This window comes from Kitasatospora sp. P5_F3 (genome assembly GCF_054049135.1).
The window spans coordinates 14,728-32,880 of the sequence record NZ_JBFUMY010000056.1 but is presented as its reverse complement, the minus strand read 5'-3'; the positions used below and the strand labels follow the sequence as shown (position 1 = coordinate 32,880).

Genomic DNA, 18,153 nt, shown 5'->3' with positions numbered 1-18,153 from the left:
TCCAGATAGACGGAGTCGTGCCATGAAGCAGACAGCAGTGGTCACCGCAGGAACGGCAGGAATCGGGCTGGAGACCGCCCTCGGGCTGGCCGCGACGGGCCTCGCAGTCACCGTCGTCGGGCGCAACGCCGAGCGCGGCGCCCGGGCGGTCGAGCGGATCAACGCCACCGGACCGGCGCAACCCGCCCGGTTCCTGGCCGCCGACCTCGCCTCGCTCGACGCGGTCCGCGCGCTCGCCGGGCGGATCCTCGCCGACGGTCCGCCGACGGTGCTGGTCAACAACGTCGGGGCGATGTTCCCGGACCGGCAGGACTCGGTCGACGGGATCGAGGCCACGTTCGCCGTCAACCACCTCTCGCCGTACCTGCTGACCGAACTGCTGCTGCCCGCCCTGCGAACCGCCACCCCGAGCCGGATCGTGAACGTCACCTCGGGCGCGACCGGCGTCGCCAAGCGCGTCTTCGACGCCGTCGAGCCGCCCGGCGGGTACTACGGCTTCCACTGGTACGGCCGCGCCAAGCTCGCCAACCTCGCGTACACGCTGGAGCTGGCCACCCGGCTCGACGGCACCGGCGTCTCGGTCTTCGCGGCGGACCCCGGCGGCGCCGCGACCGACATGACGGACGGCACCATGCGCGATCCGAAGATCGTCTCGCCGGGCCTGCGGCTGCTCTGGCCGCTGGTCAGGCGGAAGTTCGAACGGTCGACCTCGGGCCCGGCGTCCGTGGCGGCCAGGTCCTCGGTCTTCGCCGCGACCGACGGCTCGCTGACCGGCAGGACCGGCCTCGTCATCGGACCGCAGGCGCAGCCGGTCACCGCCTTCCGGCCGGCCACGGATCCCCGGATCGCCGAAGCCGTCCGCCGGCTCAGCGAGCGCCTCGCGCCACTCGCGGCCGGGTGACGGGGCGTTAGTTCGCGCTACGGGAATGCGGATGGGCTATCCAGTTAGACTGCACCCATGACGACCGCCCCCCTGCGCAAGGACGCCGCCCGCAACTGGGAGCGGATCGTCGCCGTGGCCCGCGACCTGGTGGACGAAGGCACGCCGCTCCAGCTCAACGACGTCGCCCGGCGCGCGCAACTGGGCGTCGGCACCGTCTACCGGCACTTCCCCACCGCGGAGGCGCTGCTGGAGACCGTCGCCACCCCCTGCCTGGAGGAACTCGCCGCCCAGGGCGAGCAGGCACTGGCCGACGACGACCCGTGGCGCGCCCTGGCCGGCTTCCTGGCCCGCACCATCGAGGCGCAGGTCACCGACGCCTCGCTGTCCGCCGTCACCGCCGCGCCCACCGACGCGCTGCCGCGCACCACCGAACTGAAGCAGGCCCTGTGGTCGGTCGGCGGACGACTGCTCGAGCGGGCCCGCGACGCCGGGGTGGTACGGGCCGACCTGGCCTCCGGCGACCTGGTCCCGCTGATGTGCGGCATCGCCTACGCGGCGACCGTCCATGCCGGTGACCCCGGCGCCCGGACCGCCACCGCCCGCCGGTATCTGACCGCGCTGCTGGAGGGCCTGCACGTCCGGTAGGACGGACTACGAGCCGGTCGGCCAAGTCACCTGCGTCGAGCGGTAGTAGCCGATCCCCATCGCCTTCCAGCGCGGCCCCTGCGCGCCGAGCCGCTGGTGGAACGCGGTGACGTTGTGCGTACTCCAGGGCGACCAGCCGAGCTCGGCGATCGCGGGCAGCCGAGGGAACGTCAGGTAGTCGAGGTCGGCGGAGGTCACCACGGTCTCGGTCCACAGCGGCGCCTCGACGCCGAGCACGGACGACTCGCCCACCCCCGAGAGGTAGGCGCCGGGGTTCCAGCCGTACGCCGTGTCGACGTCGATCAGGCCGGCCCAGGTCTGGCCGAGCTTGGTCCGCCGGGTGTACTTCATGTCGAGGTAGGTCTTGTTGGCGGGCGACATCAGCACCTTCGTGCCCTTGGCCACCGCGGCCGCCAGCGCGGCGTCGGAGGTCGTGGTGCCCCAGTACTGGGCGACCGTCGTCGGCAGTGGAGTGGCGTGGGTGACCTCGTGCCAGCCGATCACCGTCTTGCCGTGCGCCGCGACGATCTGCTGCGCCCGGCCGATGAAGGTCGCGTAGTCCGCGGCGGTGGTCGAACTCGCCTCGTCGCCGCCGATGTGGATGTACTGACCCGGGGTCAGCGCGGCGAGCTCCCCGATCACCTGGTCGATGAAGGTGTACGTCACCTCCAGCGGCACGCACAGCGAGCTGAATCCCACGTTGGTGCCGGTGTAGCGCGGCGGTGCGATCCCGTTGCAGTTGAGCTCGGGGTAGGAGGCCAGCGCCGCGTTGGTGTGCCCGGGCAGGTCGATCTCCGGTATCAGGGTGATGTACCGGGAGGCCGCGTACGCCACGATCGCCGAGTAGTCCGCCTGGGTGTAGTAGCCCCCGGGTCCGCCGCCGACCGCCGTGCCGCCACCGTAGGCGGCCAGGTTGGGCCAGCTGTTGATCGCGATCCGCCAGCCCTGGTCGTCGGAGAGGTGCAGATGCAGCTGGTTGACCTTGTACAGGGCCAACTGGTCGATGTAGCGCTTGACCTGGGCGACGGTGAAGAAGTGGCGGGCGACGTCGAGCATCGCGCCGCGGTGGGTGAAGCGCGGGTAGTCGGTGACCGTGCCGCCGGGCACCGTCCAGGGGCCGGCCTGCACGGTGCCGCTCATCACGCGGGGAGGCAGCAGCTGGAGCAGGGTCTGCACGCCGTGGAAGAGACCGGCGGGCCGGTTGGCCTGGACGACCACACCGGTGGCGGTGCTGGTCAGCAGGTAGCCCTCGTCCCCCACCGAGCCCGGCGCGCCCGAGAGTTGGAGCGCGATGCTGCCGTTGCCGGCCGCCCCGGCCGACACCGGAACGGCGAAGCCGGTCGAGGCGCGCAGGACGCCCGCCAGGTAGCCGCCGACCGCGCCGGCCTCCGGGGAGGCGTCCGTGGCGATGCCGGCGGCGGAGGTGAGGGTGTACGTCGACCCGTTCGCCACGCTGCTCACCGGCGCGGGGACCACGACGTCGGTGAGCGCGGCGGCGGCCGTCGCCGTCGTGTCGGGCACGGCGCTCGCGGCGCCCGCCCAGACCAGGCTTACGGCTGTCAGCGCGGCAATCAGGACCAGCCGTGGCCCGCGACGTAGGACGTCGGGCGAGCCGGGTGCTGGGGTGGGGCGTGGGTTCCTGCTCATCGGGTGGTCCTCCTGCTCGGTCAGCCTGGCGGTACTGGAGCGGGGACGTGCGGGGTGGACGCCTTTCAGGGGAGGCTTAGTCAACGTCCTTAACCAAAAGGGAAGTTAGCGCGGTGGTGTGCGGCGGTCAACGGGGCGGGTTGGGCCGAACCGGTCGGAGTTCGCCCGCAGGCGTTTCAAGGTGGCGCGCGGCGGGACATGGGTCACCGACCGCGCAGTCCGTACCGGAGAGGCAGCAGACCATGGCCAGACTGATCGTCACCGTGTTCGTCACCATGGACGGGGTCATCCAGGCCCCCGGCGGCCCGGGCGAGGACGAGGACGCGGGCTTCGAGCACGGTGGCTGGCAAGTCCCTTACGTGGACGACGAGTTCATGGTTCTGATGGTCGATATCTTCGAACGGACCGCCGACCATCTGCTGCTCGGCCGGAAGACCTACGACATCTTCGCCGGCTACTGGCCCCGCGTCACCGACGCGGACAATCCGATCGCCGTCAAGCTCAACGCGATGCCCAAGTACGTCGCCTCGCGCACCCTGACCGCCCCGCTGGAGTGGCACAACTCCCACCTCCTGGACGGGGAGGCCGCCGAGTCCGTCGCCCGGCTCAAGGCGCAGCTCGATGGTGTGATCATGACGCAGGGGAGCAGCGACCTCATCCACACCCTGCAACGGCACGACCTGGTCGACGAGTACCGACTGCTCGTCAACCCCGTGATCCTCGGTTCTGGAAAGCGGCTCTTCGCCGAGGGCGCCACCCCCACCGCATGGACCCTGACGGAGTCCCGCAGCAGCGGCGCGGGTGTGCAGTTCTGCACCTACCAGCGGGCCGGGAAGCCCGAGTACGGAACCTTCCTGCTGGACGAGGAGGACTGACGACGACTCAGCTCAGGGCAGGACGTCGTAGCTGTAGACGGCGGTCGGGTCCAGCGTGCTGCGCGGGGTGGTGGCCGGGCCGAGCGGGGAGACGATCGGGTCGTCGATCCGGTGGCCCCTGAGAGTCGGGGAGGCGGTCATGCCGGGGCGGTAGCTGCGGCCGTGGCGGTGCATCCAGCCCTCCCAGATCCGGTCCACGTTGCAGTGGTGCAGGAAGAACACCGGGTCGTTGGGGGAGGACGCCGGGCCCATGTCGCCGCCGACCCAGCGGTGCACCTGGTTGTGCAGCCCCGGCCCCCGGAAGCCTTCGAGCTGGTTGCGGAACCCGCGTGATCCCGCGTTCCAGGGCGTGAAGTCGTAGATGGCGAGATCCGGGTCCCCGGCCGGGGGCGGCCGGGTGTCGAAGGCACGGGCCAGGTCGGCGGCGGTGGGCAGGGTGAGCGAGCCGGTCGGCCGTCCGAACGCCCGGCGCAGCCCCCGGTCGACCTGGCGCAGCGTGACGTCCGGGGCGGTCTCGATCCGGACCCGGAAGCTGTTCGGATCGCCGGCGGTGCGGACGAACGGACCGGTGGTGACCGGCTGCCCCTGGCCGCCCATCCAGGCGGGCTTCCAGATCCGGGCGGACTGCGGGGCCGCGAGCGAACCGTCGGCCGACCAGTCCCAGTAGGGGAGGCCGAAGTCGGGCTCCCCCAGGACCCGTTGGAGGTTGGCCTCCAGAAGTCCGAGCATGACCCGGTGCCACGGCAGGAACACCGGGCCCCGGTGGGCGCCGTTGCGCACCATCCAGTCCCCGCCGGGCGGCACCGGCGAGGTCATCGCCAGGTGGTGCCAGATGACGAACAGGTCGTAGGTGTGCACCACCGTGGGCGGACCCGGGATGCCGAACGCGGTGGTGCTCAGCGAGGTGCTCTCCCGCTTGAGCAGGTTCACGCCGTGGACGTACGCGTCGCGCGCGGCGGTGTCGGTGATGATGTCGGTGCGGACGACGGCCATCTCAGCCACCCTCGTGCTCTCCGTGGCCCCCGTGCTCTCCGTGGCCCGGGCCGCCGTCGGCCTCGGGGAAGTCGTCGGGGAAGTTGTCGATCAGCGCCCGGACGATGTCGACGGCGGACCGGACCTGGTAGGCGGGGAGCGCGTGGCAGTGCACCTCGCCGTCGTTCGACACACCGACATGCGCGGGCAGCGGCCGGCCGTCCACGGTGATCTCGTACGTGGTCGTGATGACGATCCGGTGCCCCTGGTAGGCGTCCTCCCGGACGGTCCGGGCGGGACCGTGGTGATGGGTCGGTGGTGGCTGCGGGAGGCCGGCGAGGTAGTCGGCGAGGGCGGCCGGTTCGGCGGCGGTGGTCAGCGCTTGCGGGTCCATGGGACCTCCAGGGCGACGGTGGCGAGTCCCGGGACTCCAGTGTCCCGCTGCCCGCACCGGGCCGCTGCCCCGAACGGGTGACGCCGGTTTGCATGAACGCGGCGGGTTCGGAGACGATCACTGTCCGTGAAGATCACTGCGGAGCCGGAGGTCCCCTGGCTCGTCGAATTAGGGGCCGTGGCCGAAGAGTTGATGAATCGTCACCTCGCTTCGGCCAAGGAGTGGTTTCCGCACCAGTACGTCCCGTGGGGGCAGGGACGCGACTTCGACGGCCCGCTCGGCGGTGAACCCTGGCTGCCCGAGCAGTCGGCGGTCGCCCCGGCCGTCCGCTCCGCGCTGGTGGTCAACCTGCTCACCGAGGACAACCTGCCCGGCTACCACTGGACCATCGGGGCGCAGACCGGCCGGGACGGCGTCTGGGGTGCCTGGCTGCACCGGTGGACCGCCGAGGAGGACCGGCACGCCGCCGCGATCCGCTCCTATCTGCACGCCGGCCGTGCCGTCGACCCGATCGCCCTGGAACGTGCCCGGATGGCCCAGGTCACCGCCGGGGGCGTCCCCGAGCCTGCCGGCGTGCTGGGCGTGGTCGCGTACGCGGCCGTCCAGGAGCTGGCCACCCGGGTCAGTCACCGCAACACCGGCCGGCTGAGCGGCGATCCGGTCTGCGAACGGCTGCTCGCCCGGATCGCGCAGGACGAGAACCTGCACATGGTCTTCTACCGCGAACTGCTGCGGGCCGCCCTGGAGATCAGTCCCGACCCGGTGCTGGCGATGCTGGACCGCACCGTGCACGAGTTCGCCATGCCGGGCCAAGGCATGCCGGGCTTCGACCGGATGGCCGCCGAGGTCGCCGTCGCGGGTGTCTACGACCTGAGGGTCCATCACGACGAGGTGCTGGTGCCGCTGCTGCGCTCGCTGCGGATCTTCGACCTGACCGGTCTCGGGCCGGTCGGCGAACAGGCCCGCGAGCGGCTGGCCGAGCACCTCACCAGGATCGACACCCGCGCCGCCCGCTTCGTCGAACGACGGGCCCAGGCGCTGGCCGTCCGGGCCCAGCGCGCTCTGACCGACACCCCCACCTGCCGAACGGGAGAAGCATGACCACCGTCGCCACGGTCGGCACCAGTGCCGCCGACATCGAGTTCCACTACGACCTCGGCAACGACTTCTACGCGCTCTGGCTCGACCAGACGCTCGCCTACACGGCGGCCCGCTGGGACGGGATCGATCCCGGCGAGCCCGATGCCACCGCCCTGCAGCGGGCCCAACTGGCGAAGCTGGACCACCACTTGGACCTGGTCGGAGCCGAGGTGGGCGGAGCCGGGAGGCTGCTCGACGTCGGCTGCGGCTGGGGGTCCCTGCTGGTCCGGGCCGTCGCCTCCGGCCGGGCCGCCGAGGCCGTCGGCCTGACCGTCTCGCGCGCCCAGCACGACTACCTCGGCAGGCTCGGCCTGCCCGGCGTCGAGGGCCGGCTGGAGAGCTGGGAGGAGCACCGGACCGAGCGGCCGTACGACGCGATCGTCAGCGTGGGCGCCTTCGAGCACTTCGCCACCGACGGGATGAGCCGCGCCGAGCGGCTCGCCGTCTACGCCCACTACTTCGAGCGCTGCCACGGCTGGCTGCGCCCCGGCGGGCGGATGTCCCTGCAGACCATCGCCTACGACGGGGCCGCCGACGGCGGCGGTCCGGTGGGCGAGTTCGTCGGCAGCGACATCTTCCCCGGCGCCCGGCTGCCGAGGCTCAGCGAGATCACCGCCGCCTGTGACCCGTACTTCTCGCTCACCGTGCTCAGCGCCTCGGCCGAGGACTACGCCCGGACGCTCGCCTCCTGGTCCGGCCGGCTGCTGCGGGCCCGGGCGGAGGCGGTGCAGCTGATCGGCGAGGACGGCTACCGGCGGTACCGGCGTTATCTGCGCGCCTCTGAGGTGACGTTTCTGCGCGGCGCCGCGACGCTCTACCGGATCGGCTTCGTGCGGCGTGACCAGCCGCTGAAGCTGTCGGTCTGAGGCCCGCGTGCGTTTCGTGCAGCACGCGAACGCGCCGGTGACCCGGCGGCGGGCCTGGGCGGCGGTCGCCGTCGTCTGTGCCGCACTGTTCCTGATCGGACTCGACTTCACCGTCCTTAACGTGGCGATCCCCGACCTGCGGGCCGACCTCGGGCCGACCCTGGCCGAGACCCAGTGGATCGTGGACGGCTACGCGCTGGCGCTCGGCGGCTGTGTGCTGGCCGCCGGTGCGTTCGGCGACCGCTACGGCAGGCGGCGGGCGTTCGTCGCCGGGCTGGCCGTCTGCGTGGCCGCCTCGGTCGCGGGCTCCACCGGCGACAGCCCGGCGGCGCTGGTCGCCGCCCGCTGCGGGATGGGCGTCGGTGCCGCGCTCTTCATGCCCGCCACCCTCTCCACCATCGTGCACGTGCTCCCCGACCCGGCGGAGCGCCGTCGGGCGATCGGGATCTGGGCGGCGGTGGCCGGGGTCGGCGCACTGTTCGGCCCGGTGGTCGGCGGCTGGCTGGTCCAGCACTACGACTGGCGGGCGGCGTTCTGGATGAACGTCCCGGTGGCGGCGGTCGTGCTGCTGGCCGCCCTGGTAGCTGTACCGGAGTCGCGGGCACCGCACCGGGAAGCACTGGACCGGCTCGGGGCGCTGCTCTCCTGCGCCGCGCTGCTCGCCCTGGTCTGGGCCGTCATCGAGGCGCCGGGCCGGGGGTGGACGAGCGCGGAGGTACTCGGCGCGTTCGGCGCGGCGGCGTTGCTGACCACCGGCTTCGTGGTCCGGCAACTCCGTTGCGCGGCACCGATGCTGCCGCTCGGACTGCTGCGCAGCGGCCCGGTCTGGCCGGCCACGCTGGTGCTCGCGCTGATGTCCTTCGCGATGTTCGGCGCGATGTTCCTGCTGACCCTCTACCTCCAGCAGGTGCGCGGCCTCTCGGCCTGGTCGGCCGGACTGCGGATGGTCCCGCTGTCGCTCGGTCTCGCGGTCGGCGCGGTGCTCGGGCCGGTGCTGGCGCGCCGGCTGGGGGCGCGGGTGCCGGTGACCGGAGGGCTGCTGCTGATCACCGCCGGATTCGTCCAACTGGCCGGTCTCGGTGCCGATTCGGGGGACCCGCCGGTGCTGCTCTTCGAGGCCGTCTCCGGACTCGGCGCGGGCCTGCTGGCGCCGGTGGCCACCGAACTGGTGATGAGTGCGGTGCCGGCCGCCTCGGCGGGCGTCGGCTCGGCGCTCAACGACGCGACCCGGCAGGTCGGTTCGACGCTCGGGGTGGCGGTGCTCGGCTCGGTGCTGGCCACCGCCGTGGCCGAGGGGCCCGACCCGCGCACCGCCTTCGTGGCCGGACTCGCCGACGCCTCGCTGGTGGGCGGGGCCGTCGCCCTGCTCGCCGCCGCGCTCGCCTGGTACCGGCTGCCCGGACGGGCTCCGGTCGAGGCGGCTGCCGTCTCCATCCCCGTGCCGGTCCTCGCCGAGGCCGACCGTCCCTCGCTCACGATCTGACCCTCTCTCAGTTGAAAGGCCCTCACATGTCCGAGTCCTACCGCATCATCGGCGACTGCCTCCGTACGGAGTTCGAGGTCGCCGCCGAACTCGTCCGTCCCGAGGCCGCGTTGGCCGACCTCGCGCTCGACAGCCTGGCCCTGGTCGAGCTCTCCCTGATGGTGGAGGAGCGGCTCGGGGTCACCGTCGCCGACATCAGGCCCGAGAGCACCCTCGGCGAACTGGCCGCGCTCGCCGATGCCACCGTGGCCGCCGACGCCACCATGGCCGTCGGGGCCGCCAGGTGACTACCCGTGCGGTGGCCGTGACCGGGCTCGGGATGATCACCTCGGCCGGGTTCGGCGCGGCCGCCACCTGGGAGCACTTCTGCGGCGGCCGGTCGACCGCCCGCGCCGACCCCGAACTGGCCGGGCTGCCGGTGGACTTCTCCTGCCCGGTCGAGGCGTTCGACGCCCCCGGCCTGCTCGGCGGGCGGCTGAGCCGCCGACTCGACCGGTTCTCCCAACTGGCCGTGCTGGCCGCCCGGGAGGCGGTCGCGGACGCCCGGCTCGACCCGGCGCAGTGGGACGGCACCCGGGTCGCCGTGGTGCTCGGCGTCAGCGCCACCAGCTCGGCCACCCACCCGGCCGAGTACGCCCGGCTGAACGCGGGCCGCCCCGACCGGGTCTCGCCGATGATGCTCCCGCGCAGCATCCCCAACATGGCGGCCGGCGAGGTCAGTCTGGACCTCGGCGCGCTCGGGCCGAGCCTGGTCACCAGCACCGCCTGCGCCTCCGGCACGACCGCCCTCGGCCTGGCCTGCGACCTGCTCCGGGCCGACGCCTGCGACCTGGTGCTGGCCGGTGGCACGGACAGTGCCAGGACCAGCATGGTGGCCACCGCCTTCGACCAGCTGCGCGCGCTCTCCCGGCGCCGGCACGACCCGGCGGGCGCCTCCCGGCCGTTCGACGCCGACCGGGACGGGTTCGTCCTCGGCGAGGGCGCGGGCGTGCTGGTGCTGGAACGGGTCGAGCACGCCCGGGCCCGGGGTGTCCGCCCGCGCGCCTACCTGGCGGGCCGCGGCTCCTCCTGCGACGCCTACCACTTCACCAAGCCCCGCCCGGACGGTGCGGGCCTGGCCCAGGCACTGCGGGCCGCCCTGGCCGACGCGGGGCTGGCACCGCACGAGATCGGGCACGTCAACGCGCACGGCACCGGCACCGCGCTGAACGACGCCGCCGAGGCGGCGGCCCTGCACCGGGTCTTCCACCGGCCGCCGCCGGTGACCGCCAACAAGAGCATCATCGGCCACAGCATGGGCGCGGCCGGGGCGATCGAGGCGGCGCTGACCGTCCTGACGCTCCAGCACCGACTGATCCCGCCCACCGCCAACCTGGACCGGCTGGACCCGGCGATCGACCTCGACGTGGTCACCAAGGTGCCGCGCCCGACGGACGCCACCGCCGCCGTCTCGGTGTCCAGCGGCTTCGGCGGCCAGAACGCGGCCGTGGTCCTCACCGCTGCCTGACCTGCACCCCGTACGCGTGAATCGGAGCCCCGCCATGCCCGCAACCCCGACCGCCCCGCTCGCGCTCTCCGAGCCGCCCACCCCGCCCGGGCCCAAGGCGCCGCCGAGCGTCCGCAGCCGCCGGGCCGGCGGCCCGCTCGGGCGGGCCAGGCTGGCCGTCGCCCGGTGCTACAGCCGCCTGCTGATGCACCGTCCGCCCACCGACTGGTCGGTCCCGACGGCCGACGGCCGGTACGGGCCCGACCTCCCCGGCCCGCAGCAGCCGATCAGCCTGCTGATGCTCGGCGACTCGCTGGCCCAGAGTCTCGGGGCCGGCCGCCGGGAGGAGACCCTGGGGGCCAGGCTGGCCCAGGCGCTCTCGGACACCGTCGAACTGCCGGTGGACCTACGGGTGTTCGCCCGGGTCGGGGCCACCACCCGGAGCGTCCAGCTGCAGGCGCTGCGGGCGGGGAAGCTGCGTCCCGGCGTTGCCGTGCTGATCGTCGGCGGCAACGACGCCCTGCTCCCGCTGCCGCTCGGCCGCTCCTCCCGCCGTTTCGCCCACCTGCTGCGGAGCCTGCACGAGGCCGGCTGGCAGACCGTCGTCGTGCCGTGCCCCAACCCCGGGTACGCCCCCGGCATGCGGGCGCCCGTGCGCTGGGTCGCGGGCCGCCGCTCGCAGCGCCTGGCCCGGCTGCAGATCCGCACCGCCGAACGGGTGGGTGCCGTGCTCGCGCCGTCCTCCGGCACCGAGTTCCGCGACCGGGCCGCCGAACTCCTCGGCCCGGACGGCGTCCACCCCTCACCGCGCGGCTACGCGGAGCACGCCGAACGGATGCTGCCCAGCCTGCTCACGGTGGCCCGCCAGCTCGGCCCCGCCCACCTCCCGATCGGCTGATCTTCGCCGCGTCCGGGCGGGGCTCCGTGCTGTTCGGGGTGCCTGCGGTTAGCGTGCTGCGGGGGACCGACCGACGCTGACGGAGTGCCATGACCCCGGATCCGCCCCCGCCGCAGGTGACCGCCCGTCAGGTGCTGCGCAACCCGAAGGTGTGGGCCTTCCCGACGGTGATCGTCGGATCGGTGGCGCTGCTGCTGTCGCTGCTCTACCTGGGCGGCATCATCAACCCCAGGGCCGACCTGCACCGGCTGCCGATCGGCCTGGTCAACTCCGACGCGGGCGGCGAGATCGGTGGCCGGCCGGCGAACCTCGGCGAGCAGATCACCGCGGGGATCGCCGCCGCACCCGACCCGGCCGAAGAGGTCTCCTGGCGGGTGCTGAACCGGGCCGACGCGATGGACGGCCTGGCCTCCGGCAAGCTGTACGGGGTCCTGGAGGCCCCGGCCGGGCTGACCACGGCCGTGGCTGCACTCGGCGCGGCCGCTCAGCCGGACCCGCCCAGGCCGACCATGCTGGTGCTCACCAACCCCGGGGTGGGCAGTCTGGCCTCCTCGCTCGCCTCGTCCATCTCGCAGCAGGCCGCCCACCAGGCCTCCCGGCAGCTCGGCGGCACGCTCACCGCACTCCCGGCGGCCCAGGGCGGGGCGGCGAGCAACGCGGCCCGCCTGCTGGTGGAGGACCCGCTCACGGTGGCGGTCGAGGTCGGCCACCCGATCGGCGCGAACAGCGGGCTCGGGCTGACGGCCTTCTACTACTCGCTGCTGCTGGTGCTCTGCGGCTTCCTGGGCGCCAACATCATCAGCAACGGTGTCGACGTCTCGCTCGGCTACGCGGCCAGCGAGCTGGGGCCGCTGCGCACCCAACTTCCGCTGGTGCCGATCACCCGCACCCGGACGCTCGCCGTCACCAGCGTGATGTCGGTGGTGCTGGCGGTGCTGACCTCCAGTCTGGTGATGCTGGCCACCGTGGTGATCCTGGACATGGACGCTTCGCACCTCCCGCTGCTCTGGGTGTTCTCGGTCTGTGCCAGCGCGGCGGTCGGGCTCGGGGTGCAGGCGCTGATCGCGGCGTTCGGCGGGATCGGTCAGCTGATCAGCATGTTCATCTTCATCGCGCTGTCGCTGCCGTCCTCGGGGGCGACCGTCCCGCTCCAGGCGCTGCCGGACTTCTACCGGGCGCTGGCGGTGTTCGAGCCGATGCGGCAGCTCGGCGACGGAGTCAGGTCGATCCTGTACTTCGACGCGCAGGCCGACGCCGGGCTGACCCGGGCCTGGGTGATGATCGCGATCGCGACGGTCGCGGCGCTGCTGTTCGGCTTCGGGATGACGACCTACTACGACCGGCGGGGTCTGCACCGGGTGCACCCGGAGGTGAGTTGAGCTGCCTGAGCCACCCGGTCGGCCCTGGCGTGGTGGCCCCGGGACGGTATCGGCAGTTGCATGGAGAGTGACCGAATCCCCGTCGATCCGGGAGCCACCATGTACCAGATGTGGGCCGAACACGACCCGGCTGTCGAGCAGCCCTCGCTGCTGTGGCACGTCATCACCAAGGACGACAACGCGAAGTCGCTGTGCGGACGGCTGCTGGGAGCGCCGTCGGAGAACGGCAGCGACCTGGTGCAGGCGGAGAGCTTCTGCGGCCCCTGCATGACCTCTGTTCGGCAGGCGATGGCCCAGCCCACGGGCGGCTGACCCGGCGGCGCTCAGCGCGCCAGGTCGGTCAACCTCCGTGCGGTGTCGGCGAGTTCCGGACTGCGGCCGGGGCGAGCGGCCAGCCGGTCGCGCAGGCCGCGCAGTTCGTGACCGACCAGCGCGGGCAGCCCGGGCGTGGCGCTCTCCAGGGCCGGGCCCAGCAGCGAGATCGCGCTGCCCGGGTCGTCCGCGCAGACCAGGCAGTCGGCGATCCGAACGGTGAACAGCAGTCGGGAGGACGGCAGTTGGTGCGGCCCGAGCAGGCGCAGTGCGGTCCGGGCGGCGCTCACCGCGCGCAGCGCCAGCCGGGGGTCGTCCACGGCGGCCGAGACGTCGCGCAGCGCTGCGGCGGCACCGGCCTCGACCCGTAGCTGCATCGAGGCGATCGAGAGCCAGGGCGCGTCCGACTCGTCCCGCGCGCCGATGTGGTCCAGGTGCAGCCGGGCCCGGCCGATGTGCCGGACGGTCTGCCGGACGTCGCCCGCCAGCGCGTGCGCGCGGGCCTGGCTGACCTGGGACATCGCGGCGGCCCAGTGCCGCCCGGGGGCCACCCGGCTGATCTCCCGGGCGTAGCCGAGCGCGGAGCCGGGGTCGCCGTCCAGCCGCGCCAGGTTGCCCATGTCGCTGAGCGCGGCCACCTGGGTGGCGGGGTCGTCGGCCAGTTCGGACCAGCTGAGGGCGCGGTCGAAGCAGGTCATCGCGGTGGCGTTGCGGCCCTGCTGCATCCGCAGCACGCCCGCCGCGTGGGCGTACTCGGCGGCCAGCCGGACCAGCGGGCGCCGCCGCCCGGCGGGGGTGCCCGGCAGTCGGGCCAGTACCGCCCGCAGGGTGCGCTCGACGGCGGTCGCGGTGTCCGGGTGGGAGTGTGCCTCACCGGCGCGCAGGTGCGCGGCGAGCAGCCCGGCCAGCGCGTGCGCGGTGTCGATGTCCAGCGGTGGCGCGGTCTCCGGGGCGGCAGCGCAGAACGCCAGGTGCAGCGCGGCGAGGTCGGCGGGCGCGGGCACCTCGCAGCCGGCCGCGCCGTGCAGCGGGCAGAGCATCCCGTAGTCGGGGAGCCGGGCCGGTGGCCGGCCGACCAGCAGCGGCAGCGGGAGCGGCGGGAGGTCGGGGGCGGCGCCGGGCAGCGGCGGCCGGGTGAGTCCGGCCGGGACGGGCGGTCCGGCGCGTTCCCCCTGTTCCGCCCGGCGGCAGGCCGCGCTCAGGTCGCCGTCGGCGGCCAGCAGCCGGTCGAGGTGGTCGGCGACCCGGGGAGTGGCCCGGCGGGTGCCGTGTTCGAGCCGGCTGACCGCGGTGTGGTCGTAGCCGATCTCGGTGCCGAGCTGTGCCTGGGTCAGGCCCGCCCGCCGTCGCCAGTGCCGCAGGCGGTCGCCGAACGCCCGCCAGGAGTCGGCGGCCGGCGTACCTGCGGAGGGGGTGTCCTCGACCAGGGTGGAGCCGGCGTCGGTCCGGTACACGGTCGGCCTCCCCGAGTCCTGCGCGAGCTCTCCGCGATCCCTCCGCGCGTATCTGGACGGTACTGGACGAGACCCCGTCCGTACATGACGTGGTCTCAACCTCTTTGCGAAAACCGCAGCTTGACAGAACTTGCCAACTGCACGGAGGGCCGGTGGGAGCCGTTGACCGAGGCATGACGGCGTGTGAGGGTTCCGGCACCCGAACACTGACACCCACTCAGCCGCCCCCCGCTGCGGCCGGTGGAGCGTGCCGTCGGCATGCCGTCCGCGTTCGAGGACCCCCACGTCCGAGGAGCCTCGCAATGAGACGAAAAATCCTGACGGCAGGTACCACCCTGACCGTCCTGGCCGGCCTGCTCGCCGTCACCACGGCCGCGCAGGCCGCGCCCGACCCGTCCCCGGCCACCGTCGCACCCCCGAGTGCGCTGGCCGCCGCCGTCTCCGCCGCCGACCAGGCGGCCGCGGCGGGACTGGACGCCCTGGCCAAGGGGCCGGGCGAGAGCTACGAGCGGCACGCGGTGACCCCGTGGCTCGGTGGGCTCTACTCCGTTGCGTACGAGCGGACCTACCGTGGTCTGCCGGTGGTCGGCGGCGACGCCGTGGTGCTCGCCGACGGGCAGGGCCGGATCCGCGGTGTGCAGTCGGCGTCCACCGGGGCGGTCGGCGTGCCGACCACGCCGAAGGTGACCGCCGCGAGCGCCGAGCAGACCTCGCGGGCCCAACTCCCCACCGTGGACGGGGTGGAGTCCAGCCGCCTGGTGGTCCGGGTGAAGGACGGCCGCTCCAAGCTGGCCTGGGAGACCGTTCTGAAGGGTCGGACCGCAGCCGCGCCCAGCACCCTGCACGTGTTCGTGGACGCCCGCTCCGGAGAGGTGCTGGACAGCTACGACGACGTCCGTGCCGGCACCGTCAACAGCAAGTGGAACGGCTCCCAGACGATCAACACCACTGCCTCCGGCAGCACTTACTCGCTCCGTGACCCCGGCCGTCCCGGGCTGAGCTGTGCCGACTACAGCTCGGGCGCGGTGTTCTCCAAGTCCAGCGACACCTGGGGCAACGGGAGTTCGACCAGCAAGGAGACCGGCTGCGCCGACGTGATGTTCGCGGCGCAGAAGGAGTGGGACATGCTCCGCGACTGGCTGGGCCGCAACGGCCACAACGGCAACGGCGGCAGCTGGCCGGTCAAGGTCGGTCTGAACGACGTGAACGCGTACTGGGACGGCTCCTCGATATCCATCGGCCACAACAACGCCAACGAGTGGATCGCCGCGATCGACGTGGTGGGCCACGAGTTCGGCCACGGCATCGACCAGTACACGCCCGGCGGGGCCGCGAGCAACGAGGCCGGTCTCGGTGAGGCGACCGGCGACATCATGGGCGCGCTCACCGAGTCGTACGCCAACCTGAGTGCCCCGTACGACGCCCCGGACTACACCGTCGGCGAGATGATCAACCTGGTGGGCAACGGCCCGATCCGGGTGATGTACAACCCCTCGCAGGTCAGCGGGAACCCGAACTGCTACTCGTCCTCGATCCCGAACACCGAGGAGCACGCTGCGGCAGGCCCGATGAACCACTGGTTCTACCTGCTGGCGGAGGGCTCCAGCCCGGGCGGTGGCAAGCCGACCAGCCCTACCTGCAACAGCAGTTCGGTGACCGGGGTGGGGATCCAGAACGCCGGGAAGATCTTCTACGGCGGCATGCTGCTGAAGACCAGCGGCATGACCTACAAGAAGTACCGGACCGCGACCCTGACGGCGGCCAAGAGCCTCGACCCGACCTGTGGCTACTTCACCCGGGCCAAGGCGGCCTGGGACGCGGTCAGCGTGCCGGCCCAGGCCGGTGACCCGACCTGTACGCCGTCCGGCAACAACGACTTCGGGCTGACCCTCGGTCAGACCTCCGGCTCGGTCCAGCCCGGCGCCTCCACCACGGCGACGGTCAACACCTCGGTCACCTCGGGCAGCGCGCAGACGGTGAACCTGACCGCCTCCGGTGCGCCGGCCGGTGTCACGGTGTCCTTCAACCCCTCCTCGGTGCAGGCCGGTTCGTCCTCGACGGTGACCTTCGCGGCCGCCGCCACGGCGGTGGCGGGCACCTACACGATCACGGTCACCGGAACCGGTACGGTCAGCCACACCGCGCAGTACACCCTGACGGTGGGCGGCGGCGGCAACCCCGGTGGCAACGCGCCGGACATCGACGTGGCCCAGGTGCAGGCGCACCTGACCCAGCTGAACACCATCGCCTCGCAGAACGGCGGCAACCGGCGGGCCGGCACGGCCGGGCACTCGCAGTCGGTGGCCTACATCAAGGCCAAGCTCCAGGCGGCCGGTTACACCGTCTCCGAGCAGAGCTGCACCTCCTGCAGCTATGTCTCCAACAACCTGATCGCGGACTGGCCGGGCGGCCCGACCGACCAGGTGACCATGTTCGGCGCCCACCTGGACAGCGTGGCGGCCGGGCCCGGCATCAACGACAACGGCTCGGGCTCTGCGGTGCTGCTGGAGAACGCGCTGGCACTCGCCCAGGCCAACCCGACCCTGACCCGGCACGTCCGGTTCGCCTGGTGGACGGGCGAGGAGCAGGGTCTGCAGGGCTCTGCCCACTACGTCGGCCAGTTGAGCTCCGCGCAGCGCAGTGCGATCAAGGGCTACTACAACTTCGACATGGTCGGCTCGCCCAACGCCGGCTACTTCATCAACAACATCAACTCCGCGACCTCGGCGCCGATGAAGGCGTACTGGGACTCGCTGAGCCTCCAGCCCGAGGAGAACATCGAGGGCCAGGGCCGCTCGGACGACTACTCGTTCCAGCAGGGCGGCATCCCCACCTCCGGGTACGCGGCCGGCGCCAGCGCCACCAAGACCGCCAACCAGGCCACCAAGTGGGGCGGTACGGCCAACCGGGCGTACGACTCCTGCTACCACCAGTCCTGCGACACCACCTCCAACGTCAGTGCCACGGTGCTGAACCGCAGCGCCGACGGCGTGGCGTACACCCTGTGGAAGACCTCGGTCGGCGGCACCGTCCCGACCAACGACTTCTCCGTCTCGGTGAACCCGGCCACCGGCAACGCGACTCCGGGCAACTCGGTCAGCGCGACCGTGTCCACCGGCGTCACCTCGGGCAGCGCGCAGACGGTCAACCTGACCGCCTCCGGTGTGCCCGCCGGTGTCACGGTCACCTTCAACCCCGCCTCGGTGCAGGCAGGTTCGTCCTCGACGGCGACCTTCCAGGTGGGTACCTCCACCGCCGCCGGCACCTACAGCATCACGCTGACCGGCACCGGCTCGGCCACCCACAGCACCACCTACCCCGCCCCCCCCCCCCCCCCCCACCGCCATGTCCGGTGTCAACGAGTGTCGCCGCCCCAGTCCCAGCGCTGCGGGTCGCCCGGGCGGGGGCGGTAGCGGGCCCGGCYGCCCGCTCCGTACGCGCCGATCTCGGTCGGCAGGGCGGCCCCGACCGCCAGCTGCTCGCCGCTCCAGCCGGTGACGTCGAGCAGCAGTCCGTCCAGCGGCCCGGCCACCAGCTCCCGGTAGACCCGGCCGGGGCGGGGCCCGGCGTCCTCGTGGTCGCTGCCGTAGACCCGGCCCCGGAGCAGTTCATCGTCCATACCCGCCAGTTTCCCGCTCAGCACTGACAGTGCGACGCGGTCAGGACTTGTGGCCGAGCGATACGAGTACACCGCCGCCGTGGCCGCCGTCGTGCCGGTC

At 73.0% G+C, this 18,153-nt stretch carries 17 protein-coding genes; 12 read left to right on the top strand and 5 right to left on the bottom strand.

The genetic code is table 11. The features are described from left to right. Positions 1-22: 22 nt before the first annotated feature. Both ACXJMZ_RS27255 and ACXJMZ_RS27250 read left to right on the top strand, forming a co-directional pair. Positions 23-901 (top strand): SDR family NAD(P)-dependent oxidoreductase, encoded by an 879-nt coding sequence (locus tag ACXJMZ_RS27255; RefSeq protein ID WP_457032687.1) that lies wholly within the window; start codon positions 23-25, stop codon positions 899-901. 57 nt (positions 902-958) lie between these two features. Then, positions 959-1,528 carry a TetR/AcrR family transcriptional regulator gene (locus ACXJMZ_RS27250; protein ID WP_457032686.1) on the top strand — a complete coding sequence of 190 codons (570 nt, stop codon included), beginning with the start codon at positions 959-961 and terminating at the stop codon, positions 1,526-1,528. Between the two features lie 6 nt (positions 1,529-1,534). On the opposite strand, the gene ACXJMZ_RS27245 is transcribed toward ACXJMZ_RS27250, so the two are convergent. Then, entirely contained in the window at positions 1,535-3,175 is a 1,641-nt protein-coding gene (locus ACXJMZ_RS27245; protein ID WP_457032685.1) for a beta-N-acetylhexosaminidase, read from the bottom strand. A 242-nt stretch (positions 3,176-3,417) separates the two neighbouring features. Between ACXJMZ_RS27245 and ACXJMZ_RS27240 the strand changes: the two genes are divergently transcribed. Further along, positions 3,418-4,050 carry a dihydrofolate reductase family protein gene (locus tag ACXJMZ_RS27240; protein ID WP_457032684.1) on the top strand — a complete coding sequence of 211 codons (633 nt, stop codon included), beginning with the start codon at positions 3,418-3,420 and terminating at the stop codon, positions 4,048-4,050. A gap of 12 nt (positions 4,051-4,062) precedes the next feature. On the opposite strand, the gene ACXJMZ_RS27235 is transcribed toward ACXJMZ_RS27240, so the two are convergent. Both ACXJMZ_RS27235 and ACXJMZ_RS27230 read right to left on the bottom strand, forming a co-directional pair. Then, positions 4,063-5,043, bottom strand: coding sequence for a tyrosinase family protein (locus tag ACXJMZ_RS27235; RefSeq protein WP_457032683.1), 981 nt, complete (start codon positions 5,041-5,043; stop codon positions 4,063-4,065). A gap of 1 nt (position 5,044) precedes the next feature. After that, positions 5,045-5,416, bottom strand: a complete 372-nt coding sequence (locus tag ACXJMZ_RS27230) for a hypothetical protein (protein WP_457032682.1) — start codon at positions 5,414-5,416, stop codon at positions 5,045-5,047. A 126-nt stretch (positions 5,417-5,542) separates the two neighbouring features. Between ACXJMZ_RS27230 and ACXJMZ_RS27225 the strand changes: the two genes are divergently transcribed. From ACXJMZ_RS27225 to ACXJMZ_RS27190, 8 genes are all read left to right on the top strand, one after another. Next, positions 5,543-6,517 (top strand): acyl-ACP desaturase, encoded by a 975-nt coding sequence (locus ACXJMZ_RS27225; RefSeq protein ID WP_457032681.1) that lies wholly within the window; start codon positions 5,543-5,545, stop codon positions 6,515-6,517. Then, a complete protein-coding gene (locus ACXJMZ_RS27220) occupies positions 6,514-7,422 on the top strand; it encodes a class I SAM-dependent methyltransferase (RefSeq protein ID WP_457032680.1) in 909 nt (302 codons plus the stop codon). Before ACXJMZ_RS27225 ends, ACXJMZ_RS27220 begins: the two co-directional genes overlap by 4 nt. A 16-nt stretch (positions 7,423-7,438) precedes the next feature. Continuing rightward, positions 7,439-8,905, top strand: coding sequence for an MFS transporter (locus tag ACXJMZ_RS27215; RefSeq protein ID WP_457032679.1), 1,467 nt, complete (start codon positions 7,439-7,441; stop codon positions 8,903-8,905). Between the two features lie 26 nt (positions 8,906-8,931). After that, the gene (locus ACXJMZ_RS27210; protein WP_457032678.1) at positions 8,932-9,192 is read left to right on the top strand and encodes an acyl carrier protein; all 261 of its coding nucleotides are present in this window, start codon (positions 8,932-8,934) and stop codon (positions 9,190-9,192) included. Further along, positions 9,189-10,412 carry a beta-ketoacyl-[acyl-carrier-protein] synthase family protein gene (locus tag ACXJMZ_RS27205; RefSeq protein ID WP_457032677.1) on the top strand — a complete coding sequence of 408 codons (1,224 nt, stop codon included), beginning with the start codon at positions 9,189-9,191 and terminating at the stop codon, positions 10,410-10,412. Before ACXJMZ_RS27210 ends, ACXJMZ_RS27205 begins: the two co-directional genes overlap by 4 nt. A 34-nt stretch (positions 10,413-10,446) precedes the next feature. Beyond that, on the top strand, positions 10,447-11,289 hold the full coding sequence (locus ACXJMZ_RS27200) for an SGNH/GDSL hydrolase family protein (protein WP_457032676.1): 843 nt from the start codon (positions 10,447-10,449) through the stop codon (positions 11,287-11,289). A gap of 89 nt (positions 11,290-11,378) precedes the next feature. Further along, positions 11,379-12,668, top strand: a complete 1,290-nt coding sequence (locus ACXJMZ_RS27195; protein WP_457032675.1) for a DUF3533 domain-containing protein — start codon at positions 11,379-11,381, stop codon at positions 12,666-12,668. A 60-nt stretch (positions 12,669-12,728) separates the two neighbouring features. Then, entirely contained in the window at positions 12,729-12,980 is a 252-nt protein-coding gene (locus ACXJMZ_RS27190) for a hypothetical protein (RefSeq protein WP_457032674.1), read from the top strand. Between the two features lie 11 nt (positions 12,981-12,991). On the opposite strand, the gene ACXJMZ_RS27185 is transcribed toward ACXJMZ_RS27190, so the two are convergent. Further along, positions 12,992-14,434: a helix-turn-helix domain-containing protein gene (locus ACXJMZ_RS27185; protein ID WP_457032673.1), complete on the bottom strand. Its 1,443-nt coding sequence runs from the start codon at positions 14,432-14,434 to the stop codon at positions 12,992-12,994. Between the two features lie 302 nt (positions 14,435-14,736). Here ACXJMZ_RS27185 and ACXJMZ_RS27180 point away from each other — a divergent pair, with 302 nt between their 5' ends. Beyond that, positions 14,737-17,847 carry a M28 family peptidase gene (locus ACXJMZ_RS27180; RefSeq protein WP_457032672.1) on the top strand — a complete coding sequence of 1,037 codons (3,111 nt, stop codon included), beginning with the start codon at positions 14,737-14,739 and terminating at the stop codon, positions 17,845-17,847. On the opposite strand, the gene ACXJMZ_RS27175 is transcribed toward ACXJMZ_RS27180, so the two are convergent. After that, positions 17,790-18,053: a hypothetical protein gene (locus tag ACXJMZ_RS27175; protein ID WP_457032671.1), complete on the bottom strand. Its 264-nt coding sequence runs from the start codon at positions 18,051-18,053 to the stop codon at positions 17,790-17,792. The genes ACXJMZ_RS27180 and ACXJMZ_RS27175 overlap by 58 nt on opposite strands. Positions 18,054-18,153 lie beyond the last annotated feature (100 nt).

Coding starts and splice junctions, on each gene's coding strand:
- ACXJMZ_RS27255 (WP_457032687.1), top strand. CDS start 23: ATGAAGCAGACAGCAGTGGTCACCGCAGGAACGGCAGGAATCGGGCTG.
- ACXJMZ_RS27250 (WP_457032686.1), top strand. CDS start 959: ATGACGACCGCCCCCCTGCGCAAGGACGCCGCCCGCAACTGGGAGCGG.
- ACXJMZ_RS27245 (WP_457032685.1), bottom strand. CDS start 3,175: ATGAGCAGGAACCCACGCCCCACCCCAGCACCCGGCTCGCCCGACGTC.
- ACXJMZ_RS27240 (WP_457032684.1), top strand. CDS start 3,418: ATGGCCAGACTGATCGTCACCGTGTTCGTCACCATGGACGGGGTCATC.
- ACXJMZ_RS27235 (WP_457032683.1), bottom strand. CDS start 5,043: ATGGCCGTCGTCCGCACCGACATCATCACCGACACCGCCGCGCGCGAC.
- ACXJMZ_RS27230 (WP_457032682.1), bottom strand. CDS start 5,416: ATGGACCCGCAAGCGCTGACCACCGCCGCCGAACCGGCCGCCCTCGCC.
- ACXJMZ_RS27220 (WP_457032680.1), top strand. CDS start 6,514: ATGACCACCGTCGCCACGGTCGGCACCAGTGCCGCCGACATCGAGTTC.
- ACXJMZ_RS27210 (WP_457032678.1), top strand. CDS start 8,932: ATGTCCGAGTCCTACCGCATCATCGGCGACTGCCTCCGTACGGAGTTC.
- ACXJMZ_RS27200 (WP_457032676.1), top strand. CDS start 10,447: ATGCCCGCAACCCCGACCGCCCCGCTCGCGCTCTCCGAGCCGCCCACC.
- ACXJMZ_RS27195 (WP_457032675.1), top strand. CDS start 11,379: ATGACCCCGGATCCGCCCCCGCCGCAGGTGACCGCCCGTCAGGTGCTG.
- ACXJMZ_RS27190 (WP_457032674.1), top strand. CDS start 12,729: ATGGAGAGTGACCGAATCCCCGTCGATCCGGGAGCCACCATGTACCAG.
- ACXJMZ_RS27180 (WP_457032672.1), top strand. CDS start 14,737: ATGAGACGAAAAATCCTGACGGCAGGTACCACCCTGACCGTCCTGGCC.